The sequence below is a fragment of the Dysosmobacter sp. genome (assembly GCF_034093755.1).
Classification (GTDB): Bacteria; Bacillota; Clostridia; order Oscillospirales; family Oscillospiraceae; genus Oscillibacter.
Genome location: NZ_JAXEBZ010000033.1, coordinates 20,325 through 44,235 on the forward strand (window position 1 = coordinate 20,325; position 23,911 = coordinate 44,235).

The 23,911-nt window shown below is 65.2% G+C and carries 26 protein-coding genes; 18 read left to right on the top strand and 8 right to left on the bottom strand.

Annotated elements, in window-relative coordinates:
• Nucleotides 1–53: 53 nt before the first annotated feature.
• From SOX55_RS04165 to SOX55_RS04180, 4 genes are read left to right on the top strand one after another with little or no spacing between them, the layout of a single operon-like run.
• Entirely contained in the window at nucleotides 54–428 is a 375-nt protein-coding gene (locus SOX55_RS04165) for a PadR family transcriptional regulator (RefSeq protein WP_325286176.1), read from the top strand.
• Nucleotides 421–1,641 (top strand): DUF2812 domain-containing protein, encoded by a 1,221-nt coding sequence (locus SOX55_RS04170; RefSeq protein WP_325286177.1) that lies wholly within the window; start codon nucleotides 421–423, stop codon nucleotides 1,639–1,641. The genes SOX55_RS04165 and SOX55_RS04170 overlap by 8 nt, the downstream gene beginning before the upstream one ends.
• A 13-nt stretch (nucleotides 1,642–1,654) precedes the next feature.
• The gene (locus tag SOX55_RS04175; protein WP_325286178.1) at nucleotides 1,655–2,791 is read left to right on the top strand and encodes a DUF2812 domain-containing protein; all 1,137 of its coding nucleotides are present in this window, start codon (nucleotides 1,655–1,657) and stop codon (nucleotides 2,789–2,791) included.
• A gap of 13 nt (nucleotides 2,792–2,804) precedes the next feature.
• Nucleotides 2,805–3,923, top strand: coding sequence for a DUF2812 domain-containing protein (locus SOX55_RS04180; RefSeq protein ID WP_325286179.1), 1,119 nt, complete (start codon nucleotides 2,805–2,807; stop codon nucleotides 3,921–3,923).
• 44 nt (nucleotides 3,924–3,967) lie between these two features.
• On the opposite strand, the gene serC is transcribed toward SOX55_RS04180, so the two are convergent.
• Nucleotides 3,968–5,056, bottom strand: coding sequence for a 3-phosphoserine/phosphohydroxythreonine transaminase (gene serC / locus SOX55_RS04185; protein WP_325286180.1), 1,089 nt, complete (start codon nucleotides 5,054–5,056; stop codon nucleotides 3,968–3,970).
• A 265-nt stretch (nucleotides 5,057–5,321) separates the two neighbouring features.
• Between serC and SOX55_RS04190 the strand changes: the two genes are divergently transcribed.
• The 3 genes from SOX55_RS04190 to SOX55_RS04200 all read left to right on the top strand — a co-directional run bounded on the left by SOX55_RS04190 (nucleotide 5,322) and on the right by SOX55_RS04200 (nucleotide 7,631).
• A complete protein-coding gene (locus tag SOX55_RS04190; protein WP_325286181.1) occupies nucleotides 5,322–6,638 on the top strand; it encodes a chloride channel protein in 1,317 nt (438 codons plus the stop codon).
• Between the two features lie 61 nt (nucleotides 6,639–6,699).
• A complete protein-coding gene (locus tag SOX55_RS04195) occupies nucleotides 6,700–7,422 on the top strand; it encodes a DUF421 domain-containing protein (protein ID WP_325286182.1) in 723 nt (240 codons plus the stop codon).
• 20 nt (nucleotides 7,423–7,442) lie between these two features.
• Nucleotides 7,443–7,631: a DUF6774 domain-containing protein gene (locus SOX55_RS04200; protein ID WP_325286183.1), complete on the top strand. Its 189-nt coding sequence runs from the start codon at nucleotides 7,443–7,445 to the stop codon at nucleotides 7,629–7,631.
• A gap of 32 nt (nucleotides 7,632–7,663) precedes the next feature.
• Here SOX55_RS04200 and csaB read toward each other — a convergent pair whose 3' ends face one another.
• Nucleotides 7,664–9,895, bottom strand: a complete 2,232-nt coding sequence (csaB, locus tag SOX55_RS04205) for a polysaccharide pyruvyl transferase CsaB (RefSeq protein ID WP_325286184.1) — start codon at nucleotides 9,893–9,895, stop codon at nucleotides 7,664–7,666.
• Nucleotides 9,896–10,013: 118 nt separating this feature from the next.
• On the opposite strand from csaB, the gene SOX55_RS04210 reads away from it, so the two are divergent.
• Nucleotides 10,014–10,496 (top strand): DUF4330 domain-containing protein, encoded by a 483-nt coding sequence (locus tag SOX55_RS04210; protein WP_325286185.1) that lies wholly within the window; start codon nucleotides 10,014–10,016, stop codon nucleotides 10,494–10,496.
• Nucleotides 10,497–10,773: 277 nt separating this feature from the next.
• Here SOX55_RS04210 and SOX55_RS04215 read toward each other — a convergent pair whose 3' ends face one another.
• The 4 genes from SOX55_RS04215 to SOX55_RS04230 form a co-directional block, all read right to left on the bottom strand.
• A complete protein-coding gene (locus tag SOX55_RS04215; protein ID WP_325286186.1) occupies nucleotides 10,774–11,403 on the bottom strand; it encodes a class I SAM-dependent methyltransferase in 630 nt (209 codons plus the stop codon).
• Nucleotides 11,404–11,414: 11 nt separating this feature from the next.
• Entirely contained in the window at nucleotides 11,415–13,466 is a 2,052-nt protein-coding gene (locus tag SOX55_RS04220; RefSeq protein WP_325286187.1) for a YgiQ family radical SAM protein, read from the bottom strand.
• A 134-nt stretch (nucleotides 13,467–13,600) separates the two neighbouring features.
• Nucleotides 13,601–14,491 carry a DUF3298 and DUF4163 domain-containing protein gene (locus SOX55_RS04225; RefSeq protein ID WP_325286188.1) on the bottom strand — a complete coding sequence of 297 codons (891 nt, stop codon included), beginning with the start codon at nucleotides 14,489–14,491 and terminating at the stop codon, nucleotides 13,601–13,603.
• 30 nt (nucleotides 14,492–14,521) lie between these two features.
• A complete protein-coding gene (locus SOX55_RS04230; protein ID WP_325286189.1) occupies nucleotides 14,522–15,730 on the bottom strand; it encodes a tRNA(Met) cytidine acetate ligase in 1,209 nt (402 codons plus the stop codon).
• Nucleotides 15,731–15,930: 200 nt separating this feature from the next.
• Here SOX55_RS04230 and SOX55_RS04235 point away from each other — a divergent pair, with 200 nt between their 5' ends.
• The 3 genes from SOX55_RS04235 (at nucleotide 15,931) to SOX55_RS04245 (ending at nucleotide 18,403) form a co-directional block, all read left to right on the top strand.
• Nucleotides 15,931–17,130, top strand: a complete 1,200-nt coding sequence (locus SOX55_RS04235) for an acetate/propionate family kinase (protein ID WP_325286190.1) — start codon at nucleotides 15,931–15,933, stop codon at nucleotides 17,128–17,130.
• A 116-nt stretch (nucleotides 17,131–17,246) separates the two neighbouring features.
• Nucleotides 17,247–17,933: a 5'-methylthioadenosine/S-adenosylhomocysteine nucleosidase gene (locus SOX55_RS04240; protein ID WP_325286191.1), complete on the top strand. Its 687-nt coding sequence runs from the start codon at nucleotides 17,247–17,249 to the stop codon at nucleotides 17,931–17,933.
• On the top strand, nucleotides 17,930–18,403 hold the full coding sequence (locus SOX55_RS04245) for an S-ribosylhomocysteine lyase (protein ID WP_325286192.1): 474 nt from the start codon (nucleotides 17,930–17,932) through the stop codon (nucleotides 18,401–18,403). The genes SOX55_RS04240 and SOX55_RS04245 overlap by 4 nt, the downstream gene beginning before the upstream one ends.
• 146 nt (nucleotides 18,404–18,549) lie before the next feature.
• Here SOX55_RS04245 and SOX55_RS04250 read toward each other — a convergent pair whose 3' ends face one another.
• Nucleotides 18,550–18,858, bottom strand: a complete 309-nt coding sequence (locus tag SOX55_RS04250) for an AzlD domain-containing protein (RefSeq protein WP_325286193.1) — start codon at nucleotides 18,856–18,858, stop codon at nucleotides 18,550–18,552.
• Nucleotides 18,848–19,570 (bottom strand): AzlC family ABC transporter permease, encoded by a 723-nt coding sequence (locus SOX55_RS04255; protein WP_325286194.1) that lies wholly within the window; start codon nucleotides 19,568–19,570, stop codon nucleotides 18,848–18,850. The genes SOX55_RS04250 and SOX55_RS04255 overlap by 11 nt, the downstream gene beginning before the upstream one ends.
• A 113-nt stretch (nucleotides 19,571–19,683) precedes the next feature.
• Here SOX55_RS04255 and SOX55_RS04260 point away from each other — a divergent pair, with 113 nt between their 5' ends.
• From SOX55_RS04260 to obgE, 7 genes are all read left to right on the top strand, one after another.
• Nucleotides 19,684–20,631 (top strand): LysR family transcriptional regulator, encoded by a 948-nt coding sequence (locus SOX55_RS04260; protein ID WP_325286195.1) that lies wholly within the window; start codon nucleotides 19,684–19,686, stop codon nucleotides 20,629–20,631.
• 64 nt (nucleotides 20,632–20,695) lie between these two features.
• The gene (locus tag SOX55_RS04265; protein WP_325286196.1) at nucleotides 20,696–21,067 is read left to right on the top strand and encodes a YegP family protein; all 372 of its coding nucleotides are present in this window, start codon (nucleotides 20,696–20,698) and stop codon (nucleotides 21,065–21,067) included.
• Nucleotides 21,068–21,077: 10 nt separating this feature from the next.
• Nucleotides 21,078–21,296 (top strand): hypothetical protein, encoded by a 219-nt coding sequence (locus SOX55_RS04270; protein ID WP_325286197.1) that lies wholly within the window; start codon nucleotides 21,078–21,080, stop codon nucleotides 21,294–21,296.
• Nucleotides 21,297–21,496: 200 nt separating this feature from the next.
• Nucleotides 21,497–21,808 (top strand): 50S ribosomal protein L21, encoded by a 312-nt coding sequence (rplU, locus tag SOX55_RS04275; RefSeq protein ID WP_325286198.1) that lies wholly within the window; start codon nucleotides 21,497–21,499, stop codon nucleotides 21,806–21,808.
• Between the two features lies 1 nt (nucleotide 21,809).
• Nucleotides 21,810–22,142, top strand: coding sequence for a ribosomal-processing cysteine protease Prp (locus tag SOX55_RS04280; protein ID WP_325286199.1), 333 nt, complete (start codon nucleotides 21,810–21,812; stop codon nucleotides 22,140–22,142).
• A 39-nt stretch (nucleotides 22,143–22,181) separates the two neighbouring features.
• Nucleotides 22,182–22,460, top strand: coding sequence for a 50S ribosomal protein L27 (gene rpmA, locus SOX55_RS04285; protein ID WP_325286200.1), 279 nt, complete (start codon nucleotides 22,182–22,184; stop codon nucleotides 22,458–22,460).
• A gap of 141 nt (nucleotides 22,461–22,601) precedes the next feature.
• On the top strand, nucleotides 22,602–23,888 hold the full coding sequence (gene obgE / locus SOX55_RS04290) for a GTPase ObgE (RefSeq protein WP_325286201.1): 1,287 nt from the start codon (nucleotides 22,602–22,604) through the stop codon (nucleotides 23,886–23,888).
• Nucleotides 23,889–23,911 lie beyond the last annotated feature (23 nt).

The window sequence follows — 23,911 nt, forward strand, 5'->3', positions numbered from 1 at the left end:
GAATATCGTTTATCGATATTGAGAGACGATATTGCCGCGAAGGAGGGACGGACATGGCGAAGGAGCCGCTGCGGGTGCTGACGGAGCCTATGTTTTACGTGCTGCTGAGCCTGCTGCGCCGGGAGCGGTGCGGCACGGAGATCATGCAGTTCACCGACGATACCACCGCGGGCCGGGTGATTCTTGGTCCCGGCACGCTGTATACCATTCTGGCCAAGTTCCAGGAGGAGCGCCTTATTGAGGAGACGGCGGTGGAGGGCCGCCGCCGGACCTACCGCATCACGGAGCGGGGCCGGGCGCTGTACCGGGCGGAGCTGGACCGGCTGCGGCTGTGCGTGGCCGACGGGGAGCGGGAGGGGCAGCTGGCCCTGTACGGCACCACCCGGGACGCCCTGCCGGGCAGAGAGGAGGATTCCGGGAATGGCTGACTATGATACCATCCTGCACCCGGAGCGGTTTGACGCCATGGACAATCTGACCCTGGACCCCTTCTGTATGGCGGCCTTTGAGACGTGGCTGGAGGACCGGGCGAAGGAGGGCTGGCAGGTGAATGAGGTAGGCCCCCGGCTGACGGAATTTGTGAAGGCGGAGCCGAAGCCCACCCGCTACCGCCTGACGCCCCTGCCCCGGAAGGAGAAGCAGCCGGAGCCGGACTTTCTGGACATGGCGGCCGCCGCCGGGTGGGAGTATGTGGCCACCGTCCACAGCGCCTTCCACCTGTGGCGGTGCGACGATCCCAATGCGCCGGAGATGGAGAACGACCCGGTGGCCCAGGCGGAGGGCTACCGCTACCTGGCCCGCCGCACCACCCGGGACCTGATCATCCTGGCGGCGGTGTTTCTGCTGCTGCCGTCGCTGATGGTGGCCTTTTCGTGGAAAGCGCCTCTGCTGGCCATGACGCGGATGGCGCCGGGGTGGCTGGTGTCCATGGTGCTGTACTTCGGCGGCGGCGCTTGGCTGGTGGTCCGCCAGTGGCGGCGTCTGCGCCGCCAGCTCCACCAGCTGCGGACCGGCATCCCCCTGGACCGGCCCGTCCCCTGGAAGCGGGAGCGGCTGATCCAGCGGCTGGCGCTGTTTGTGGGCATCCCCCTGTATTTCTGGACCCTGATTGGCGATGACCTTCTGGATGACGGCTGGAGCATCCGGAACAACGCCGACACGCTGGCAAAGGCCCGGTACGTGGATGTGACGGAGCTGAATCCCGGCACTTCCGACGATGTGGAGCTTCGGGAGGCCCGCACCAAGGTGACGGAGCTGGTGCCCCGGTTTTATGAGACATGGCAGGTAGCCTGGGAGCCGTATCACAGCCAGATGGAACTGGAACCCGGCGATTTGTTCCCCACCGCCGTCAGCGCGGACACCGCCGAAACCGGGTACTACCGGCTGTGGACGGCAGGCATGGCGGCGGAGCTGGAGCGGGAGCTGGCATCGCAGTATGAGAGCCGCTGGTCCGGGACGGAGCTGGAGACCGTCCCTGCCCCGGACCTGGACAGCTTCCGCTGGCGCCGGTACGGCTACGGCGAGGAAACGGACCGGCAGTACGCCATCGCCCGGCTGGGGAACGCGGTGCTGTGGGTGGACTATCACGGCCCGGCGGACCTGCGGCAGGAGGCGGACTATCTGGCGTCGCTGCTGCGGTAAAGGGGGGAAAACCATGTTCGGATTTACAAATCTGCCCTGCAGCCTGTACGATCTTCCCGCTGTGGAGACGTGGCTGGCGGAGCAGGAGAGGAAGGGAAAGCGGTTCGTCGGCTTTTCCGGTGCCCAGGACGCGAAATTTGAGGACGGGGAGCCCCGGAACGAGGTGTACCGCCTGGAGCCTTCCGACGGCAATCGCCGCCCGGACCCGGAGCAGGAGGAGCTGTTCCGGGCGGCGGGGTGGGAGTACCGCGCCGCCAGCTTCCACGATGATCTCTGGGTGTTCCGGGCCTGCCGCCCGGACCCCGTCCCCATCCACACGGACCCGGAAACCCAGGCCATCGCCTGCCGGCAGCTGCAGAAGCGGCTGGTGCGGCGGACCGTTCCTTACGTCCTTCTGCTGGCGGTGCTGGGGGCGCTGAACGTCTGGCTCTGGGGGCGGCAGACCGCCGGCCTGGCGGAGCTGGTGGAGCGGCCCTATCCGCTGCTGAACACGGCCTACTGGCTGGTTTATGTCCTGTTCTTCGGGGGAATCGCGGTGGCGGACCTGCTGCCCCTGGGGCGGCTGGTGCGGTCGCTGAAGGCGGGCATCCCCATGGAGCACACCGTCCGCCGCCGCTGTCACCGCCGGTACTGGCGGTGGGCATTTCTGGCGGTGGTGGCGGTGTACCTGGGCGCGGGCCTCTGCACCCTCAGGCAATATGAGTATGCGGCGCTGTCCGCAGGGGACTGCGCCGGGAAGTATGTGACCATGGAGACGCTGGGCATGGACAATGGGGGCTATGGTCCGGAGGGCCATTACCAGCGGAGCGTTCTGGGGGAGATCTGGAACGTCCGGGAGGGGGAGCCTGTCCGGGAGGACACGGAGTACGGCTACACCACCCGCTGGCCCGTCTTCACCCGGCTGTACCGCCTGCGCTTTTCTGCCATGGCCTCGCCGCTGCTGACGGAGCTGCGGCAGAACGCGGACGCCATGGCTGACGGGGTGCAGCTGACGGACACGGGGCTGGACGAATCGTGGTACGCCCGGACGGATGACGGCCAGTCCATCCTGCTGCAAGACGGCGGCGCAGTGCTGTACATGCGGGTCAGCGGGGAAGCGGAGGACCTGCGGGACCATCTGCAGGACTTCGCGGCAGTGCTGCAGGGCTGAGAGGAGGACCGTTATGGCGGAAAAAACCACATGGCAGCTGCTGCCGGCTGACCCCTGGGAAGTGGGGGCGGTGGAGCAGTGGCTGGAAGAGGAGGCCCGGCAGGGCCGGGTGTTCCGGAAGGCCGGGGCCAGGCTGGGCACCTTCCGGAAGGAGCAGCCGGCCCGGTGCCGCGTCCGCTGCCAGCTGAAGGGGGAGGGGGATGACCCGGACCCGGAGACGGCGGAGCTGTACGCCCGGCGGGGCTGGTACTATCTGGGCCGGTACGGCACCTGGTACTGGGTGTGGCGGTGCGACGATCCCACCGCCCCGGAGCCGGAGACGGACCCGGCGTCTCACAGCTTCGCCTACGAGCGGCGGAGACGGCAGACGAAGCTGTCCGACTGGGGCAATATTGTGCTGATGGTGGGGGTCATCCTGCTTTTCGCGGTGTCGCTGGCTTTGAAGGATCGCCCCGTGGAGTATCTGGTGCGCCGGGGCAGCGTCAGCGATTTTTTCATCGTGGCGGTGTACCTGGTGTCCATCGTCACCACCCTCCGCAGCCGCCGTGCCCTGCGGCGGATGGAGGAAACCCTGGCGGTGGGGGTGCCCCTGGACCACACCGGTCCCTGGCGTCATCTGCGGCGGAAGGCCCTTGCCTGGGCGGCGGCCTACTGCGCCCTGGCGGCGGTGATGGTGGGCGTGCTGTTTTTCGACGTGCAGGGGAAAACGGACACGCCGTCGGAGCCCCACTGCGTATCCTACGAGACCCTCACCGGCGGCGAGGCGGAGGACGCCCTGCGGAGCTTCATCCCCGGCGGCAGCTTTCTGGCGCCCCGGTATGAGAACACCACCCTGCGGCTGTATCAGGGCAGGCAGTTTGTGTCGGAGGCGGTCTATGATGAGCTGCGCTTTGCGCCGCTGGCCCGCCTGCTGTACCGGGAGCGGATCGCGGAGTTCACCGACGGCTGCCAGGTCACGGACCGGCGTACCATCGCAGACAGCCGCTTTGACGAGGCGGAGATCATCACCGTCAGCGGCTGCCTGACGGCCTTTGTGGGCCGGTGTGGGAACCGGGTGCTCTTCCAGTATACGGATGAGGAGACAGACCTGACGGCCCATATCGATGACTTCGCGTCGGTGATCGTGCAATAAAAAGAGGGCGTTCCCGGTGGGAACGCCCTCTTTTGACGAAATGGTTATCCGTTTTCCTTCTCGTAGTCCGTCAGGAACCGCACCAGCGCCTCCACGCCCTCTTTGGGCATGGCGTTGTAGATGGAGGCCCGGAGACCGCCCACGCTGCGGTGGCCCTTCAGGTTGTCAAACCCGGCGGCCTTGCAGGCGGCCACCACGGCGGCGTCCTGCTCCTTGGAGGGGGTGACGAAGGGCACGTTCATCAGGGAGCGGTCCTTTGCCTCCACAGTGCCGCTGAACAGCCTGCTGCGGTCCAGGAAGTCATACAGAATGGCGGCCTTCTCCCGGTTCCGGGCGTCCATGGCCTCCAGTCCGCCGTTTTTCAGCAGGTACTTGAACACCTTGCCGCAGCAGTAGATGTCCCAGCAGTTGGGGGTGTTGTACATGGAGTCGGAGTCGGCGTGGGTCTTGTAGTTCATGTAGGTGGGCACGAACTGGGGCAGATCGTCCCGCAGCAGGTCCTCCCGGATGATGACGATGGCCATGCCGGCGGGGCCCACGTTCTTCTGGACGCCGGCCCAGATGAGGCCGTATCTGCTGACGTCGCAGGGCCGGGACAGGAACATGGAGGACTGGTCCGACACCAGAATCTTCCCCTTGGTGTCCGGCAGGCTGAAGTAGGTGGTGCCGTGGATGGTCTCGTTTTCGCAGATGTAGACGTAGTCGGCGTTGTCGGGGATGTCCAGGTCCGAGCAGTCGGGGATGTAGGAGAAGTTTTTGTCGGCGGAGGAGGCCACAATCCGCACCTCGCCGTACTTTTGGGCCTCCTTGATGGCCTTCTTGGACCAGGCGCCGGTCTCCAGATAGCAGGCCACGCCGTTTTTCATCAGGTTCATGGGCACCATGGCAAACTGCACCGTGCCGCCGCCCTGGACAAACAGCACCTTGTAGTTGTCGGGGATGTTCATCAGCCGGCGCAGGTCGGCCTCCGCCTCGTTCCGGATGGTCTCAAACACCTTGGAACGGTGGCTCATCTCCATCACGCACATACCGCTGCCCTGATAGTTCAGCATCTCGGCGGCGATCTCCTCCAGAACCTCCTCGGGCATCATGGCCGGGCCGGCGGAAAAGTTGTAGCAGCGACCGTATTTCATATGGATATACCTCCCATAAGACAAAGTTTTCGGACGTACTTACACAGTATACCCCTCCGTTTTCCCGGAATCAACCGGAGAAACGGTAAAAAAACGGTTTTTTGGGAGAACCCGGCAGGATTTTTCCGGAGGGTTTTGTGCGGAACGGCAAAAAAACGATTGCCTGCGCGGCGGCGCGGAAGGGCGTTGCAATCCGGAGAAAAGATGCGTATAATCAAGGCGGAACGTCTGCCCCGTCCCCCGGGGCGTGTTGAGGGAGAATGCTATGGATCATGTGAAACGGCTGGCCCGGGCCGTGTGGCTGTACGGCGCGGCCCTGGGCAAATGGCTACTGCTGGCGGCGGTCACCGGAATTGTGTGCGGCTACATCGGCTCCGCCTTCCACATCGGCGTGGGCTGGGCTACGGAGCTGCGGGGGACCCACCCCTGGCTGCTGTGGTGTTTGCCCCTGGCGGGCCTGGTGATCGTGGCCTTTTACAAGTACACCGGCGTCACGGGCCAGGGCACCAACGACATCATTGACGCGGTGCACATCGGAAAGCCCCTGTCCTTTTTCCTGCTGCCCGCCATCTTCCTGGGTACGGTGCTGACCCACCTGTGCGGCGGCTCCGCCGGCCGGGAGGGTGCGGCGCTGCAGATGGGCGGCACCATCGGCTTTCAGGTGAGCCGTCTGTTCCACATGGATGACCGGGACAAGCGGACGGCGGTGCTGTGCGGCATGGCGGCCTTCTTCTCCGCCCTGTTTGGCACCCCCATGGCCGCCACGGTGTTCGCCATCATGGTCATCAGCGTGGGCACCTTCTACCACTCCGCCTTCATCCCCTGCTTCACCGCCGCCCTGACGGCTTACGGCATCTCGCTGTGGCTGGGGGTGGAGCCCACCCGCTTCACCGTGGCCATCCCCGGGGTGGAGCCGGACGATCTGCTGCGGGTGGCGGTGCTGGCGGCGCTGTGCGCCTGGGTGTCCGCCATCTTCTGCAACGTGCTCCATCTGGTGGAGCACCAGATGGCAAAGCGCCTGCCCAATCCCTGGCTGCGGGTGGTCATCGGCGGCTTCGCCGTCGTCGCCCTGACGCTGCTGTGCGGCACCACGGACTACAACGGCGCCGGCATGGCCGTCATCACCGCCGCCGTGGAGGAGGGGACAGCCCGGCCCGAGGCGTTTTTGCTGAAAATCCTGTTTACCGCCGTCACCCTGGCCGCCGGCTTCAAGGGCGGCGAGGTGGTGCCCTCCTTCTTCATCGGCGCCACCTTCGGCTGCGTGGCCGGGCCGCTGGTGGGCCTGCCCGCCGGCTTCGGCGCGGCGGTGGGCCTGGTCAGCGTGTTCTGCGGCGCCACCAACTGCCCCGTGGCCTCCACCTTCCTGGCCCTGGAGCTGTTCGGCGGCGACGGGCTGCTGTTTTTCGCCCTGGCCTGCGGCGTCATCTATATGCTCTCCGGCTACAACGGCCTGTACTCCAGCCAGACCATCCTGTACTCCAAGCTGAAGGCCCGGTACATCAACGTCCACACCAACGCCCACCACGAGATCGACTCCTCCATCGAGCACCTGCCGGAGGTGCAGGGCAGCCTGAAGGACTGAATAAAACACGGCCTCCCGGGGAATCCTGCCAAAAAGCGGATTTCACGGGAGGTCGATGATTTTGGAGCAAGTTCTGGGGGCGCTGCAGGCGCTGGGCACCACGCTGGTGAGCATCGCGGTGCTGTTTCTGCTGACGAAGCTGATGGGGGCCAAACAGGTGTCTCAGATGACCATGTTCGACTACGTGGTGGGCATCACCATCGGGTCTATCGCGGCGGAGCTGGCCACGGAGCTGGAGCAGCCGGCGCTGCCGCTGACGGCGCTGGTGGCCTACGGCGCGGCGGCGTATCTCATCTCGGTGCTGACCAACAAGTCCCTGAAGGCCCGGGGACTGATCACCGGAAAGCCTCTGGTGCTGCTGGAGAACGGGGTCATCCGCCGGGAGAACCTGAAAAAGGCCCGGCTGGACCTGAACGAGTTTCTCACCTACTGCCGCATCAACGGCTATTTTGACCTGAACCAGATTCACACCGCCATTCTGGAGCACAACGGCAATGTCAGCTTCCTGCCCCGGGAGCAGGACCGGCCCGCCACCCCGGAGGACCTGGGCAGCCACCCCAAACAGGCCAACGTGCAGACCCCCTTTGTCATGGACGGGCGGCTGCTGCGGGAGAACATCCGGAAAGCGGGGAAGGAGGAATCCTGGGTCCACCGGGCGCTGCTGCGCCAGGGCTACCGCCAGGAGTCCCAGGTGCTGCTGGCGCTGTGGGACGGCGGGGAGAAGCTGACGGTGTTCCCCATGGACCCCGCCCGGCGGGACACCGGCCGCTCTCCCGGGGCATAAGCTGGCAGGGGGGTGACGCCATGCACCACTGCGACTGCGACCCGCTGGCACTCACCACCGCGGTGAACACCCTGGCCGTCTCCATTGCCGCCCGGCTGGATGACGGGGACCTGGCCCTGGCGGCGGCTGTTCTGACCCAGCTGGGGGACACCCTGGCCACCATCGCCGTCCAGCGGGAGCGGTGTGAGAAAAAGGATGCGGAGATCTGAAAACCGGACGCCTGCGGGCGTCCGGTTTTTCATCAGCATTCGAGTTCCAATAGCTCTTTTGCCACGTCCACGTTCCGCTGCTCAATCTGCCGCAGCTTCCGCACGGCAGCCTCCTGGGCTTCCGGGTGGGCCGACAGCTCCACGCAGTGGTCAATCATGGCGGTGAGGCCCTCCCGGGTCAGCTCCGCCAGGTCGCAGAAGGACTCCTGCCCGATGTACCGCAGGAAGGCGGACACCTTGGGGTCATATACCGCGCCCACCAGGGGAATCCCCTGCCCGGCGGCGAAGATCAGGGCGTGGAGGCGCATGGACACCGCCGCCTCCGTCCGGGCCAGCACACCGATGATGGTGCCGGCGGTGCCGGCGTCATCCAGGAAGTAGTGGGGGGCGGTCATGTGCTGGGCCGCCATCCGGGCGGCGGTGGGATCCTGATGGCGGTCCACCGCCACAAACAGGGGCGTCAGGCCGCAGGTCTCGTAGGCGTAGTCCGCCGCCGCGGCGAAGATGGGGGCCTTCTCCTCAAAGCCCTTCCAGCGCCGCAGGGCGAAGCAGATATACCGGCCCCGGGGCGGCACCCCCGCCCGGAGCATGCAGCTGTCCACCTCGTCATCCCCCGCTGCCTGCAGCGTCAGGGCCGGGTCGGCGGTGAGGAGGATGCGGGGGCGGGTGACCCCCATGGCCTTCAGCTCCGCCAGGGAGTCCGGCTCCCGCAGAGTGATGACGTCCACGCTGGCGTTGAGGATGCGGGCGGCCATCTTCCGGTGGGAGTCCCGGATGACGGGCCCGATGCCGCAGCCGTACATCTGCACGGCGCAGCCGGAGCGCTTGGCGGCCTGAATGTTATAGAGGTAGTACCACAATGACCGGCGGGAGGTGACGTCCTGAATGAGGCTGCCGCCGCCGTTGATATAGAGCTTTGCATGGCGCATGGCGGAGATCCACGCCGGCAGGTTGGAGCGGTGGACTGCCGGCACCCGGTAGGCCAGCCGGGTGGATTTGGGGTCCTTGCTCAGCACCGTCACCGGCATGTCCGGGTCCAGAGAGCGCATCTCCTGCAGAATGGCCTCCAGAATGGCGTCATCGCCGGCGTTGCCACGGCCGTAGGCGCCGCAGATTACCACACCGTCCCGGGCCTTTCTGGGCCGGGCGTGGCGGCGGATGATCTCCCCGTAGATGTGGAGCTGGGTGTCCACCGTCTTCTGGATGGAGAACTGGGTGGAGGCCTTCTGATACAGCTTCTCTCCCAGCCGGTGCCGCAGGGCGTCGTCATTGCCCAGGGCCGCCAGGCGCTCTCCCAGGGTCTTCCAGTCGCCGGGGGTGAAGAGATACCCGTTCACATCCTCGTCGATGAGGTAGGGGATGCCGCCCACGGCGGTGGCCACGGTGGCCAGGTGGAACCGGGCGCCCTCCGTCAGGGCGTAGGGGAAGGTCTCGGACAGGCTGGTGAGGGCGTTGACGTCCAGGGCGGAGTAGAACCGGTCCATGCCGCCGGAGATCCAGCCGGCGAAGCACACCTTGTCCGCCACCCCCAGCTCCTTTGCCAGGTCCTCCAGCTTCTGCCGCTCCTCGCCGTCGCCGGCGATCAGCAGCCGCAGCCGGGGGCATTTGGCGTATGCGGCGGCGAAGCCCCGCACCAGGGTGGACATGTCCTTCACCGGGTTCAGCCGGGCGGCGATGCCCACCACCACGCTGTCCTCCCGGGCGTCCATCCCCAGGGAGCGGAGCCAGGGCAGCCGGTCCGGCTGGGGGGGAGGCGGCGTGAAGTCGATGCCGTTGTAGATGGCGAAGAACCGGTCGGGGGGAAAGCCCCGGGAGATCAGCAGGTCCACCATGGCGTCGGACACGCCGATGCGGTAGTCCAGCCGCCGCAGGGCCATGGCGTTGATATTGCCGAAGGTGAGGCGGCTCAGGGGGCGGCCCATGTAGTCCAGTTTGTAGTCGCTGTGGACCGTGGTGACCACCGGCAGTCCCGTGGTGCGGCGCAGCAGGGCGCCGATCATGTTGGCCCGGGCGCCGTGGCAGTGGATGACCTGGTAGCCGCCCTCCCGGATGCGGGATGTGAGCAGGCGGCGGATGCGGAAGATGTCGTTGCCCTCCAGAATCTCCGTGGGGATGCCCAGGGACCGGGCCTCCTGGGCGAAGGGACCGTCCCGGAAGCAGACCAGCTGGGCGGTGATCTGCCGGTTGAGATGCTGCAGCAGGCTCAGCACGTGGGTCTTGGCCCCGCCGGAGTCGCCGCCGCTGATGAGATGGATGACTTTCATGGAATTGCCCTTTCTTCTGTGTGGGAATCCGGAATTCCCTCTTGTGCAATCGGATAAAATATTATACAATGCAAAGGAAAACAGGTCAACACGCCTTTTGCGAAGGAGACATACCGACATGGAACAAAAGAAGCTGAAATTCAATATTGTGGACGTTGTGGCGGTGATTGTGATCCTGGCCATGGTGGGCTTCGTGGGCTATAAGCTGGCCAACCGGGGCAGCGGGGAAGCGGGCCCCAGCCCCACCCTCAGCGTCCATTACACTGTCCGCTGCGAAGGGGTGGACAAGGAACTGTACGAGAGCTGCAAAAAGCACCTGCCCTCCCAGCTGATGGCCTCCGGCGAGCTGTACAACGGCCAGATCACCTCCGTGGAACAGGAGGACTACTACGTGCTCTCCGCCGGCGGCGAATGGGTGAAGGACCCCGACCACGTGAACCTGCTGTTCACCGTGGAGGCGGTGATTCCCAAGACGGCGGTGATCACCACGGAGATCGCCAAGCAGGAGGTCCGGGTGGGAAAGTCCGACTACCGCCTCAAGAGCGAGTACATCGAGTTCTCCGACACCACCATTCTGGACGTGGAGTGGATTGAAAACTGAGTCGAAAACCGGCCGGGACCTTGGTCCCGGCTGGTTTTCACCTTGTCAAAAAAGCCTCGCAGAGTTCGCACCTGCAGGTGCGAAAAAATGAAATCCGTTTTTCCCGGCGGCGTGTAAGTCGGGAAAAACACTTCTCAGCCTGCACGTGTGCGAGTTGTCCGCTGAAAGCGGACAGCGAGTGCGCGCAGCGGGCTGCTGTCTTCTCGAAAAAGTGGCAAGCCACTTTTTCGACAGTCTCAAAACCGGCCGGGACCGTGGTCCCGGCCGGTTTTTTTTGTCATGATGTCCGCCGGGCGGCCAGAAACAGGTTGGGCGGGGCGGGGAACAGGTTCTCCCGCTCCAGCACGGCGAAGCCCGCGGCGGTGACCTCCCGCTCCAGAGCGTCCATGGTGAGATAGGCCTCAAAGGGCATGGCCCCGGTGCGGATTCTGAACCACTTCCGCACCCCCTCCCGGGTAATCCCCTGGCCCAGACAGTCAGTGGCGGACAGAAACATGCCGCCGGGCCGCAGCAGCTGCCGGATGCGCGCCAGGGCCGCCGGCAGGTCTTTGATGTAGCAGAGCACATTGAAGGCGGTGACGGCGTCGAAGGAGCCGGGAAGAAGGGACGGGTCGAACAGGTCCAGATTCTTCACCGTCAGGTTCTTCACCTGCTGCTCCGCGGCCTTTTCCCGGATGCGTTCCACCATCTCCGGGGCGATGTCAATGGCCAGCACCTCTCCGGCGCCGGCGGCCATGGGCAGCGTGACGATGCCGGTGCCGCAGGCGAAGTCCAGCACCCGGGAGTCCGGGTGGAGGTACTTCACGGTGTTTTCCAGGGTTTTCCGGTAGGCCTCCTCGTAATGAGGACCCACCTGAGCGTCATAGTTTTTGGCGCGCTTGTTCCAGAAGGCTTCGGGACGGGTCATGGGATGACACCTTACTTTGCTTTATGATTTTTCCCCTGCTTTTTGGCCTTGGGCTTGGCCCAGCCGGCTTTCCGCACCGGCTTTGCGGGCTTTCCGGGGGCAGCGGCCCTGCCGCGGCCGGCGGACGGGGCGGCCTTTCCCGGCCGGGCCGGGGCCTTGCCGCCCTCCCGGGGCGCCTTTCCCCGGGGCGGCTGTCCTTTCCCGCCGGACTGGGGCGCCTTTCCGGCGGGCTTTCCGCTCCGGAGCCCCTCCGGGGCCTTGCCGGGGCGGATGAGACATTCCTTCCCGTAGCCGATCAGGTCCTCCCGGCCGGTTTTGTGAAGGGCCTCCAGCACCAGGGAGCGGTTCTGGGGCTTGCGCCACTGCATCAGCGCCCGCTGCAGCGCCTTGTCATGGGGCGTTTTGGGCACGAACACCGGCTCCATGGTCCGGGGGTCCAGACCGGTGTACCACATGCAGGTGGACAGGGTGCCGGGGGTAGGATAGAAATCCTGCACCTGCTCGGGCATGTGGCCCTCCTTGTTCAGCCACTCCGCCAGCTGCACCGCGTCCTCCAGGGTGCAGCCGGGGTGGGAGGAGATCAGGTAGGGCACCAGATACTGCTCCTTGCCGTAGCGCCTGTTCAGCCGCTGATACTTGTCCCGGAACTTCTCGTAAACCTCAATGTGGGGCTTGCCCATGTAGTACAGGGTGTGGTTGACGCAGTGCTCCGGCGCCACCTTCAGCTGGCCGGAGATGTGGTGCTGCACCAGGTCGGCGAAGAACTCGCCGCTGGGGTCCTTCATGAGGACGTCAAAGCGGATGCCGGAGCGGATGAACACCTTCTTCACCCCGGGCAGCGCCCGCAGCTTCCGCAGCAGCAACATGTAGTCCGTGTGGTCGGCGTCCAGGTTGGGGCAGGCGTCGGGAGCAAGGCACGCCCGGTTTTTGCACATGCCGTACTTCAGCTGCTTCTGGCAGGAGGGGCGGCGGAAGGTGGCGGCGGGGCCGCCCACGTCGTGGATGTAGCCCTTGAAGCCGGGATGCTTCGTCAGCAGCTCCACCTCCCGGATGACGGACTCGTGGCTGCGGGAGGTGACGGTGCGGCCCTGGTGGAAGGCCAGGGAGCAGAAGCTGCAGGCGCCGAAGCAGCCCCGGTTGTGGGTGACGGAGAAGCGGACCTCCTCAATGGCGGGGACGCCGCCCATCTCGTCGTACATGGGGTGAGGCTCCCGGACATAGGGCAGCTCCGCCACCCGGTCCAGCTCCGCCGTGGGCAGGGGATAGGCCGGGGGATTCACCAGCAGGAGCTGCTTGCCGTGGCGCTGCAGGATGGCCTTTCCCACAGCCGCGTCATGCTCCTGATACTCCACCATGTTGGCCCGGGCGTAGGCCTCCCTGCTGTCCCGGACCTCCTCAAAGGAGGGCACCTCCACCATGGGGTAGGCGCAGACGCCGGGGTCCGCCGCCGCCACGCAGGTGCCCCGCACGTCGGTGATCTCCGACACCGGGGTCCCGGCGGCCAGCCGGGCGGCAATGTCCAGGGTGGCGGTCTCGCCCATGCCGTAGGTGAGGATGTCCGCCTGGGCGTCAAACAGCACGGAGCGGCGGACCTTGTCCTCCCAGTAGTCATAGTGGGCGAAGCGGCGGAGGCTGGCCTCCAGACCGCCGATGATCAGCGGAATGTCACCGAATACCTCCCGCACCCGGTTGGAATATACCACCACCGCGTGGTCCGGCCGCAGCCCGGCCTTCCGGCCGGGGGAGTAGGCGTCATCGTGGCGGCGGCGCTTCGCGGCGGTGTAGTGGGCCACCATGGAGTCCAGGTTGCCGGCTGACACCAGCACGCCGTAGCGGGGGCGGCCCAGGGCCCGGAAGGCTTCCGGGTCCCGCCAGTCCGGCTGGGCCAGAATGGCCACCCGGTAGCCGGCGGCCTCCAGAATCCGGCCGATGATGGCGGGGCCGAAGGAGGGGTGGTCCACATAGGCGTCGCCGGTGATGAGAAGAAAATCGTAATAGTGCCAGTCCCGGCGGAGCATGTCCTCTTTGGAGACCGGCAGAAACAGATCGCGGTCAAAGCTCATGGCGTGTACCTCGTTTATCTTGAATAGCTCCAGTATACCATACAGAACCGGGCGCCCACAACGGAGAGTTCCGGAAAAACGGGAAAAATGGGGAAGAAAAAGCCCCGTCTCCGGGGAGACGGGGCGGAGGGCGCTTATTGGGCGGGGACGTCCAGCTCCAGCAGGCGGCAGCCGTACTCGCTGAGATAGGGCTGCAGGAAGGCGTAGCTGACGGTGAAGGCGTGGGTGCCGGCGGCGTAGCAGCCCAGCTCGTAGGGGGCGAAGGTGACGGTCATGCCCGCCTTGTCAAAGCTGACGGTGTAGCTGGTCCAGTCCGCCAGAATGTCGGGGTAGTCCTCCCAGTACAGCCCCTCCAGCGGCTGCTCTTTTTCCTCCGCCGCGGCCCGGGCCTGGTGCACCAGTTCCTCCGCCACGGCGGCTTCAAACTCCGCCGCGTTTTCGGCGATGGAGGCGGGGGTGAGAAAGCTGCCGTGCTCCAGATCAAAGTTGTAGGCCACGATGCCGGTGTTGGGGTGGGCGCCGCCGTAGTAGCTGTAGCCGAGGAACAGAACGCTCACCAGCCGGTGGGTGGTGTAGGCGGTGTAGGTCAGGTCATCCTCATAGCACATGCCGTAGCGGGCGAACATCTCGGGGGACTGGCGGTAGTGCTCCAGTGCCATCTCCTTGATGTCGGCGTTTTCCTCCCGCCAGCCGTCGAAGCTGTCGTTGAAGGTCTGCGTGATGGCCAGCGCCTGCTCATGGGCGGGGGTCACCGCTTCCGCCAGGGCCTCTCCGTCGCCGGTCACCGCCTGCAGCACCGGCAGGGAGACGCTGCTCTCCGCCAGCTTTACGCCGTCAGGGGACTGGTATTCCCACTCCACCGTCTCCGTCTCCAGGGCAAAGGACACCGGCGCGGCGGAGACCGCAGGGGCGGCGCTTGCGGGCGTGGGCTCCGTCTGGGGCGGGGAGAAGGACGCGGCGCCGCAGCCGGTGAGCAGCAGGGCGCACAGCACAAAAACACCCACAGCGGATCGGCAGGTTCTCATGTTGCTTCCTCCTTGTTTCTTCAGTGGGATTCAGAGGATTACCGGCCCCTCCCGCCACTCCGCCCCCGGCAGGGCGGCGGACAGGTCCGGATATGCCAGGGTGTAAAGGTCCGTGGCCCGGACCTCCAGGTCAAACAGCCGCCGGGCCTCCGGGGACAGTGTCCGCGCGTCGGCGGGTCTGGTCAGCACCGGCACAGCCGCGCACCTGCGCATACGGGCCAGCAGCTCCCGGCCCGTATCGTTGGCGGCCAGCACCCGCACATAGGGGGGCGTGTCCGGCACGTCCGCCGGCGTCAGCCCCAGAAAGGCCCACAGCACCATCCGCCGCAGCCTGGCGTGGGCGTAGCGCTTCGTCTTGGCGGCGGCCAGCAGGTCCTCCAGCGAGGCGGCCTGACGGGCCGCGTCGAAGAGCCGGTTGCCCAGCCCCTCTTTTCCGGTGTCCAGGGCCTGAAATTCCGCCCGGGTCATGGACCGCAGCCGGGCCAGAATGGCCCGCTCACAGGCTTCGGACCGCACCGGAGCACGGCCGGCGGCCTCCTCCGTCCAGTAGGCCTGGCGCATGGCGGGGGCCATGCAGGCCAGGGCCTCCTCCCGCCGCCCCTCCCGCAGCAGCCGCCGGATGGCGCCGGCGGAGGCTGTGGTGCCGGTGAGGTCCTGGCTGTCGTGGCCGGCGCCCTCCCGGCGGACGGCGATGGGCTGCACAGGGGAATCGCAGCGCAGCAGGGCCTTGCAGTACTCCACCCCCAGGTTGTCATTGGGCCGGGCCAGACAGGCGGCCTTCTCCGGGCCGATGAGCGCTTCCGTCACCGCTTGGCGGCAGGCGGCGTAGGACTTCCCCTCTCCCAGAAGGCGCTGCAGCCCCGCCTGATACTCCGGAGACAGCAGCGCCGCCGCCGTTTCCCGCAGCACAGACGCGTCGCCGCACTCGCTGCCGAAGGACAGGTGGGTCACCAGCCCCGTGGCCAGCAGCGTCCGGACACCGCCGTGGGCGAAGCCCTCCGCCGAGGAGACGGCCCAGGGCAGGGGCAGCTCCAGCACCAGGTCCGCGCCGCTGCGGACGGCGGCCTCTGCCCGGGCGTGCTTGCGCACCAGGGCGAAGTCCCCCCGCTGGACGAAGCTGCCACTCATGACGCAGATGACGGCGGCGTCCTCCCCCAGCAGCTGCCGGGTCCGGGCGATCTGGTACAGATGGCCGGCATGGAGGGGATTGTACTCTGTTATGATACCTGCAATTTGCACGATTTTCACCCCGATTCTATGACAAAAAAGTGACATTTCGGTAAAAATGGCGGTTGTAACCTGCGGAGGATTTGTTATAATGTAAGTAACGTTGCGTTTTCTCCGGAAAAAATCCGGAAAACGAACCCCGTGTTTTTATTCTATCATCAATCAAGGGCCTGCCGCAAGCGGTGGGCCGAAAGAAAGAGGAGTTAAAAGACATGAACATTCTGGTTATCAACGCTGGCAGTTCTTCCCTGAAGTATCAGCTGCTGAATCCCGACACCGGCGACCTGCTGGCCAAGGGCCTGTGCGAGCGCATCGGCATCGACGGCAAGTTCACCTACAAGCCCCAGCTGGAGGGCAAGGAGACCCTGAACGCCGTGGACGTGGCCATGCCCACCCACTCCGAGGCCATCCAGGCGGTGCTGGACGCTCTGGTGGATGAGAAGAACGGCGTCATCGGCTCCATGAAGGAGATCGACGCTGTGGGCCACCGCGTGGTGCACGGCGGTGAGGCCTTCAACAAGTCCGTCCTGATCACCGACGAGGTGCTGAAGGCCATCGAGGACTGCATCCCCCTGGCCCCCCTCCACAACCCCGCCAACCTCACCGGCATCCGCGCCTGCCAGAAGGTGATGCCCGGCGTGCCCATGGTGGCCGTGTTCGACACCGCCTTCCATCAGACCATGCCTCCCAAGGCCTATATGTACGCCCTGCCCTACGCCTACTATGAGAACGACAAGGTCCGCCGCTACGGCTTCCACGGCACCTCCCACAAGTATGTGGCCGGCCGCGCCGCCGCCATGCTGGGCAAGGCTCCCGAGGAACTGAAGCTGATCTCCTGCCACCTGGGCAACGGCTCCTCCATCGCCGCCGTGGACTGCGGCAAGAGCGTGGACACCTCCATGGGCTTCACCCCCCTGGCCGGCCTGCCCATGGGCACCCGCGCCGGTGACCTGGACGCCGGCATCCTGCAGTACCTGATGAACAAGTACGGCATGAACATCGACGAGATGCTGAACGTGCTGAACAAGAAGTCCGGCGTGGAGGGCCTGTCCTGCGTGTCCTCCGACTTCCGTGACCTGGAGACCGCCGCTGCCGAGGGCAACGAGAAGGCCGCTCTGGCGGAGCAGAAGTTCGCCTATGAGGTGAAGAAGTACGTGGGCGCCTACGCGGCGGCCATGGGCGGCGTGGACGCCATCATCTTCACCGCCGGCGTGGGCGAGAACGACGCCGGTGTCCGTGCCATGGTCTGCGAGGGCCTGGAGTATATGGGCGTGAAGCTGGATGCCGAGGCCAACAAGCAGCGGGGCAAGGAGCTGGTGCTGTCTGCCGCCGACTCCGCCGTGAAGGTGCTGCTGATCCCTACCAACGAGGAACTGATGATCGCCAAGGATACCGCCGCCATCGTGGGCTGATTCCGGCAAACCTCATTTTTCGCAGCGGGAAGGGCAAACGCCCTTCCCGCTGTTTGCTTTTTCTCCGGGTCCGTGCTATACTGACGGGGACAAACACCCCAACAGGGAGGAACCATATGAAACTCGCCTTACAATTTGCCATGCCCGCGGAGCTCCACGCCCTGCCGGGCGCCAGAGACCTGGCCCCCATTGACACCGTGTCCGGCGTGCCCTTTTACGAGGTAGCCCCGGGCCTGCTGGCCTGCTGCGGCGGCGTCAGCAAGGTCAACGCCGCCATGGCCGCGGAGATCCTGTGCCTGCGCTTCGGCGTGGAGTGCATCCTCAACGCCGGCGTGGCGGGCTGCGCCACGGACCTGCCCATCGGCCAGATCGTGGTGGCCAGCGAATTCGTCCAGCACGATGTGGACACCACCGCCGTGGGGGACCCCATCGGCCTGGTATCCACGGTGAACCGGGTGGAGTTCCCCACCTGGGAGCCGGAACGGTGCGTGGAGCTGCTGCGCCGCCAGGGGGTCTCCGCCGTCACCGGCCGGGTGGCCACCGGTGACTGGTTCGCCGTCCGGGGAGACCGCTCCCGCTGGATCGCCGACACCTTCCGTCCCACGCTGGTGGAGATGGAGGGCGGCGCCATCGCCCAGGTGTGCCTGCGGAACAACGTGCGCTTCGCGGCGGTGAAATCCGTGTCCGACCACCTGTTTTCGGAGAAGCAGGCGGAGGAGTATTTTGATTTCGGCCAGGCTCTGGAGAGCCTGGGGGCGGTGGTGCTGCCCCTGGCCAGACAGCTGCAGGAGGTAGAAGAATGAGCAATCTGGAACGCATTGCCAGCTTTACCGTGGACCACAACCGGCTGGTCCCCGGCCTGTACTATTCCCGCCGGGACGGCGACGTGGTGACCTTTGATCTGCGGTTCAAAAAGCCCAACACCGGCGACCTGCTGAGCAACAGCGAGATGCATTCCGTGGAGCACCTGATTGCCACGCTGCTGCGGAATTCGGAGGACCGGGAGGCCGTGATCTACTTCGGCCCCATGGGCTGCCAGACCGGCTTTTATTTCCTGTTCGACAACCGGCTGCTGTCCTGCGAGGGGGCCATCCGGCTGGTGCAGGAGGTCTTTGCCCAGGCGGCGGAGTTCACCGGGGAGATGCCCGGGAAAAGCGCCGCCGAGTGTGGCAACTACGCCAACCTGGACGTGGAAACCGGCCGCGCCGCGTGTCGGTTCTACGCCGACCTCATCCGGGACTGGACGGTGGAGAAGCTGTCCTACGAGGCGTAACCACTTTAAAAGAACCGCCCGCCTGTGAAGCACACAGGCGGGCAGCTTTTATTCGGAAGGGAATTCTTGGCCGCTGCGGGGGAGTACGAGGGGGCTGTGTCCCCTCGTGTGAAATCAGGCAATTGTAAGGAAAGCCCCGGCTTTCCTTACAATAGAAACATCTCCAGCAGGAACACGGACGCGCAGGCGGCCACCGCCACCTGAAACAGGCTGCGGCCGGTCCAGGCCAGCGCCGAGGCCACCAGCAGCGCCCCCCAGGCGGACCAGACGGTGCCGGTCTCCGACAGAATGGCGGGGAAGGTCATGACGGACAATGTCACGTAGGGTACGTAGTGGAGGAAGGACCGGACGGTCCGGTTTTTGATCTCCTTGCGGATCAGCGTCAGGGGCAGCACCCGGATCAGGTAGGTGACGGCCCACATGACGAAAATGTAGCAGTAAACGTTATGCTTCATCAGTTTCCTCCTCCACGGGGAACAGCACGGCGGCGGCTCCGGAGATCACCACGGTCAGCAGAATGGTGCGGGTGCCGGCGGACAGGGAGGACACCAGCGGCAGCACCGAGCACAGCAGGCTTGCGCCCATGGAGCACACCACCACCCCCAGAATCACCCGGCTTTTCCGGGCGGCGGGCACCAGGAAGGACAAAAACATGCCGTACAGCCCCACGCTGAGAGCCCGGACCACGTTGGCGGGCATCAGGTTGCCCACCAGCACCCCCAGATAGGTGCCGCCGGCCCAGCCGGGCATGGCAGCGGCCATGAGGCCGAAGAAATACCAGGGCTGCACCTGGCCGGGAATGGCCATGGAGGCGCCGAAAATCTCGTCTGTCACGTCCCAGCCCATAATGAGCCGCTGGCCCAGGGGGGTGTCGGGAGGCAGCTTCTGGCTCAGGGAGCAGGACATCAGCAGGTACCGGGCGTTGGTCACCGCCATCATGGCCGCCATCTCCACATAGCCGGCGCCGGCGGCCATCAGGCTGAAGCCGGCGAACTGCCCGGCGGAGGCGTTGTTGGTGATGCTGGTGAGGGCGGCCTGGAGGGCTGTCAGCCCGGCGTTTTTCGCCGCGATGCCCATGGTGAAGGCCACCGCCAGATACCCGAGGAAGATGGGAATGCCGTCCCGCAGCCCCCGTTTGAACCACAGACTCCGTCGTCCGGTTTTCATGACTGTCCGCCTCCTGCGTACAATAGTGGTGCTATTTTACGGCGGCTCTTGCAATCAGTCAAACGAATGTTTATAATTAAATCATTAGGAAACCTGATGGATGGAGGGGCGATATGAACCGGTACGAGGTGTTTGTCAGGGTGGTGGAGTGCGGCAGCTTCACCCGGGCGGCCCGGGAGCTGAATTACACCCAGTCCGCCGTCAGCCAGATGGTCCACACCCTGGAGGAGGAGCTGTCGGCGGCGCTGGTGCTGCGGTCCAAGGGCGGCGTCCGGCTGACGGCGGACGGGGAGGCCTATTACCCATTCATCTGCGCCATCAGCAACGCCCACCGGGCGCTGGAGGAAAAGCACCGGGCCATGCAGGGCCTCACCGGCGGCAAGGTCCGCATCGGCAGCATCACCAGCGTCAGCCGGAACTGGCTGCCGGGGCTGATGAACCGGTTCCGCCAGCGGTATCCGGCGGTGCAGTTCGAGCTGTTTCAGGGGGATTACAACAGCATCGGCCAGTGGGTCCGGGAGGGGAAGGCGGACTTCGGCTTCATCTGCCCGGAGGCGGTCAGCGGCCTGGAGTCCACGCCGCTTTACAAGGACGAGATGGTGGCGGTGCTGCCGGAGGGCCATCCCCTGGCGGCCCGGGAGACGGTGACCCTGCGGGAGCTGGCGTCCTGCCCCAACATCCTGCTGGACGAGGGGGAGCTGAGCATCCCCCTGAAGGCCTACGAGGAGGCGGGGGTGCGGCCCGATGTCCACTACCGGGTCTACGATGACTACTCCGTCATGACCATGGTGGAGCAGGGGCTGGGAGTGGCCATGCTGTACCGGGCGGTGGTGGAGGGCCAGGGCCGCTGCGTCATCCGGCCGCTGTCTCCGGCGGTGGAGCGGACGGTGGCGGTGGTCTGCCGGAACCGGCGGACCCTGCCGGCGGCCAGCCGGAACTTTCTGGAATTCCTGCTCCGGACCTTTGCCCACCGGGAAAAATCGGGAAAAAATGACGGAAATCCGGAAGCGGGCGTCACTTTTTTACCGTCTCCCCTTGATTTTAGCAATGTAGTAAATTAAAATATGTTTACCAGTGATCGCGCCGGGACCATTTCCGGCGCGCAGAAAGACAAGGAGGCTTCTCATGGGAAAGTTTGTGATCCGGAAAACCAATACCGGCTTTAAGTTCGATCTGAAGGCCGGCAACGGCGAAGTCATCGCCACATCTGAAGTCTATACCACAGAGGACGCCTGCCGCAAGGGCGTTGCCAGCGTGCAGAGAAACGCGCCGGTGGCCGCGGTGGAGGATCAGACCGCGGAGGGATTTGCCGCTGAAAAGCACCCCAAGTTCGAGGTCTACACCGACAAGGCCGGCGAGTTCCGCTTCCGCCTGAAGGCCACCAACGGCCAGATCATCGCCGTCAGCGAGGGCTACAAGGCCAAGGCCGGGTGCATGAACGGCGTGGAGTCCGTCAAGAAGAATGCCCACGGCGCGCCGGTAGTGGAAGCCGAGTAAGGGGCAGACCATGGAGATTCTGGAACAGGTCAACAAAGTCATCGACGCCCTGAAAGACAGCGACGAGCTGAAAAACGGCTTCCGGAAAGACCCGGTGAAAACCGTGGAGAAGCTGCTGGGCGTGGACCTTCCCGACGATGTGATGGAAAAGATCGTGGAGGGCGTCAAGGGCAAGCTGGCCGGCGACAATGTGATGGACGCCGTCAGCAAGCTGAAAAAACTATTTTGAACTTCGGCCGGACAGGGCGGGCTTCCCCCGCCCTGTTTTTGCGGGAAAAAGCACGGATTTTCCGGATTTTCCCCCGAAAAACTGTTGACAGCCCGGCCATGTGCTGATATAATCATTAAGCCGCTTTGAATGGGCATAAGTGCGCGCATCTGCCCGCCGCCCCCGACAGCGAGCCCGTAGTGAAGGAGTGAAAAGAGTAAATGAACGCAATCATCGTGACTGGCGGTAAGCAGTACAAGGTCGCGGAGGGCGACGTCCTGTTCATCGAGAAGCTGGACGTGGAAGCCGGCGAGACCGTGAAGTTTGACCAGGTGCTGGCCATTCTGGACGGCGACAAGGCCACCTTCGGCACCCCCGTGGTGGAGGGCGCCTGCGTGGAGGCTACCGTCGAGAAGAACGGCAAGGGCAAGAAGATCCGCATCTTCAAGTACAACCCCAAGAAGGGTTACCGGAAGCGTCAGGGCCATCGTCAGCCCTATACCAAGGTGACCATCGGCAAGATCTCTGTCTGAGATGACTACCGTCACCTTCCGCATGGAGGAGGACCGGATCACCGGTTTTGACTCCGAGGGCCACAGCGGCTACGCCGAGGCGGGCGAGGACATTGTCTGCGCGGCTATCACCAGCGCCATCCGCCTGGTGGATGCCACCGTCAACGACGTGCTGGGCCTGTCCGCGTCCGTGAAGGTCCGTGAGGAGGATGCCCGCATCGAGTTCCGGCTGCCCGGCGGATTGTCGCCGGAGGCGGAATACGCCTGTCAGTCTCTGCTGACGGGGCTGATGGTGTACCTTGCGGAACTCCATGACGAGTATCCCGAAAACATCGAAGTCCTGGAGGAAGAGTAATTCCTCTCCATCATTCTGAAGAAAGGATGGTCCTGTATCATGATTCGTATTGGTCTGCAGTTTTTCGCCCACAAGAAGGGCGGCGGCTCCACCAAGAACGGCCGTGACTCCGAGGCCAAGCGCCTGGGTCCCAAGCGTGCCGACGGTCAGTTCGTCAAGGCCGGCAACATTCTGGTCCGCCAGCGCGGCACCCACATCCATCCGGGTGTGAATGTCGGCATGGGTACTGACAACACTCTGTTTGCCAAGGTGGACGGCGTTGTCCGTTTCGGCCACCTGGGCAAGGATCGCAAGCAGGTCTCTGTCGAGGCTCAGTAAACGATTTGGCACAAAAGAGGCCCGAACCACGCCGTTCGGGCCTCTTTTTTTCCGCGGCGGACAGATCCGAACCCACCTGCGCCGGCGGGCTGGTATGTATCCGCCGCAAACAGACACACTACAATTCGGAGGTGTTCTTTCATGGCGACTTCTTTTATCGACAAGGCCCGCATCACCGTCCGCGCCGGCAACGGCGGCAACGGTGTGGTGGCCTTCCACCGGGAAAAATATGTGGCGGCCGGCGGCCCTGACGGCGGCGACGGCGGCCGGGGCGGCTCCGTGGTGCTGGTGGTGGACGATCACATGTCTACGCTGATGGACTTCCGCTATAAGCGCAAGTACGTGGCGCCCAACGGCGCCGACGGCCAGGGCGCCCGCAAGTCCGGCAAGGACGGACAGGACCTGGTGATCAAGGTGCCTCTGGGCACCGTGGTGCGGGACGCGGAGACCGGCGAGATCATCAAGGACATGTCCGACCACGAGCCCTATGTCCTGTGCCGGGGCGGCCGGGGCGGCTGGGGCAATATGCACTTCGCCACCCCCACCCGCCAGGTGCCCCGCTTCGCCAAGGGCGGCCTGCCCGGCGAGGAGCACGACGTGGTGCTGGAGCTGAAGCTGCTGGCGGACGTGGGCCTCATCGGCTTCCCCAACGTGGGCAAGTCCACGCTGCTGAGTGTGGTTTCCAAGGCCCAGCCCAAAATCGCCAACTATCATTTCACCACCCTGTTCCCCAACCTGGGCGTGGTGTATGTGGATGAGGGCGTCAGCTTTGTCATGGCGGACATCCCCGGCATCATCGAGGGCGCCAGCGAGGGCGCCGGCCTGGGCCATGACTTCCTGCGGCACATTGACCGCTGCCGCCTGCTGGTCCACGTGGTGGATGTGTCCGGCAGCGAGGGCCGGGACCCGGTGGCGGATCTGGACACCATCAACGCCGAGCTGGAGCAGTACAGCGGGGAGCTGGCGAAGCGGCCCCAGATTGTGGTGGCCAACAAGACGGACATCATGACCGACGGGGAAAACCTGGAGCGGCTGCGCCGCCGGGCGGAGGAGCTGGGCTGTCCCCTGTTTGCCCTGTCCGCCGCCGCCCACCAGGGCACCCGGGAGCTGGTGAAGAAAATCGCCGAGCTGCTGTCGGTGCTGCCGCCGGTGCGGGTGTATGAGCCGGAGTACGTGCCCCAGGCCCGCCGGGAGGTCACCGCGGAGGACCTGTCCTACCGCCGGGTGGAGGACGGCCATACCTGGCTGGTGGACGGAGCGTGGCTGGACCGGATCATGTCCAACACCAACTTCAGCGACTACGAGAGCCGGATGTATTTCGACAAGACGCTGCGGGACGCCGGCGTGTTCCAGAAGCTGGAGGAGATGGGCGTGGAGGACGGCGACATCGTCTGCGTCAATGACTTCGAGTTCGAGTATCAGCGGTAAAGCGGCCGGGCGGGAGCACACGC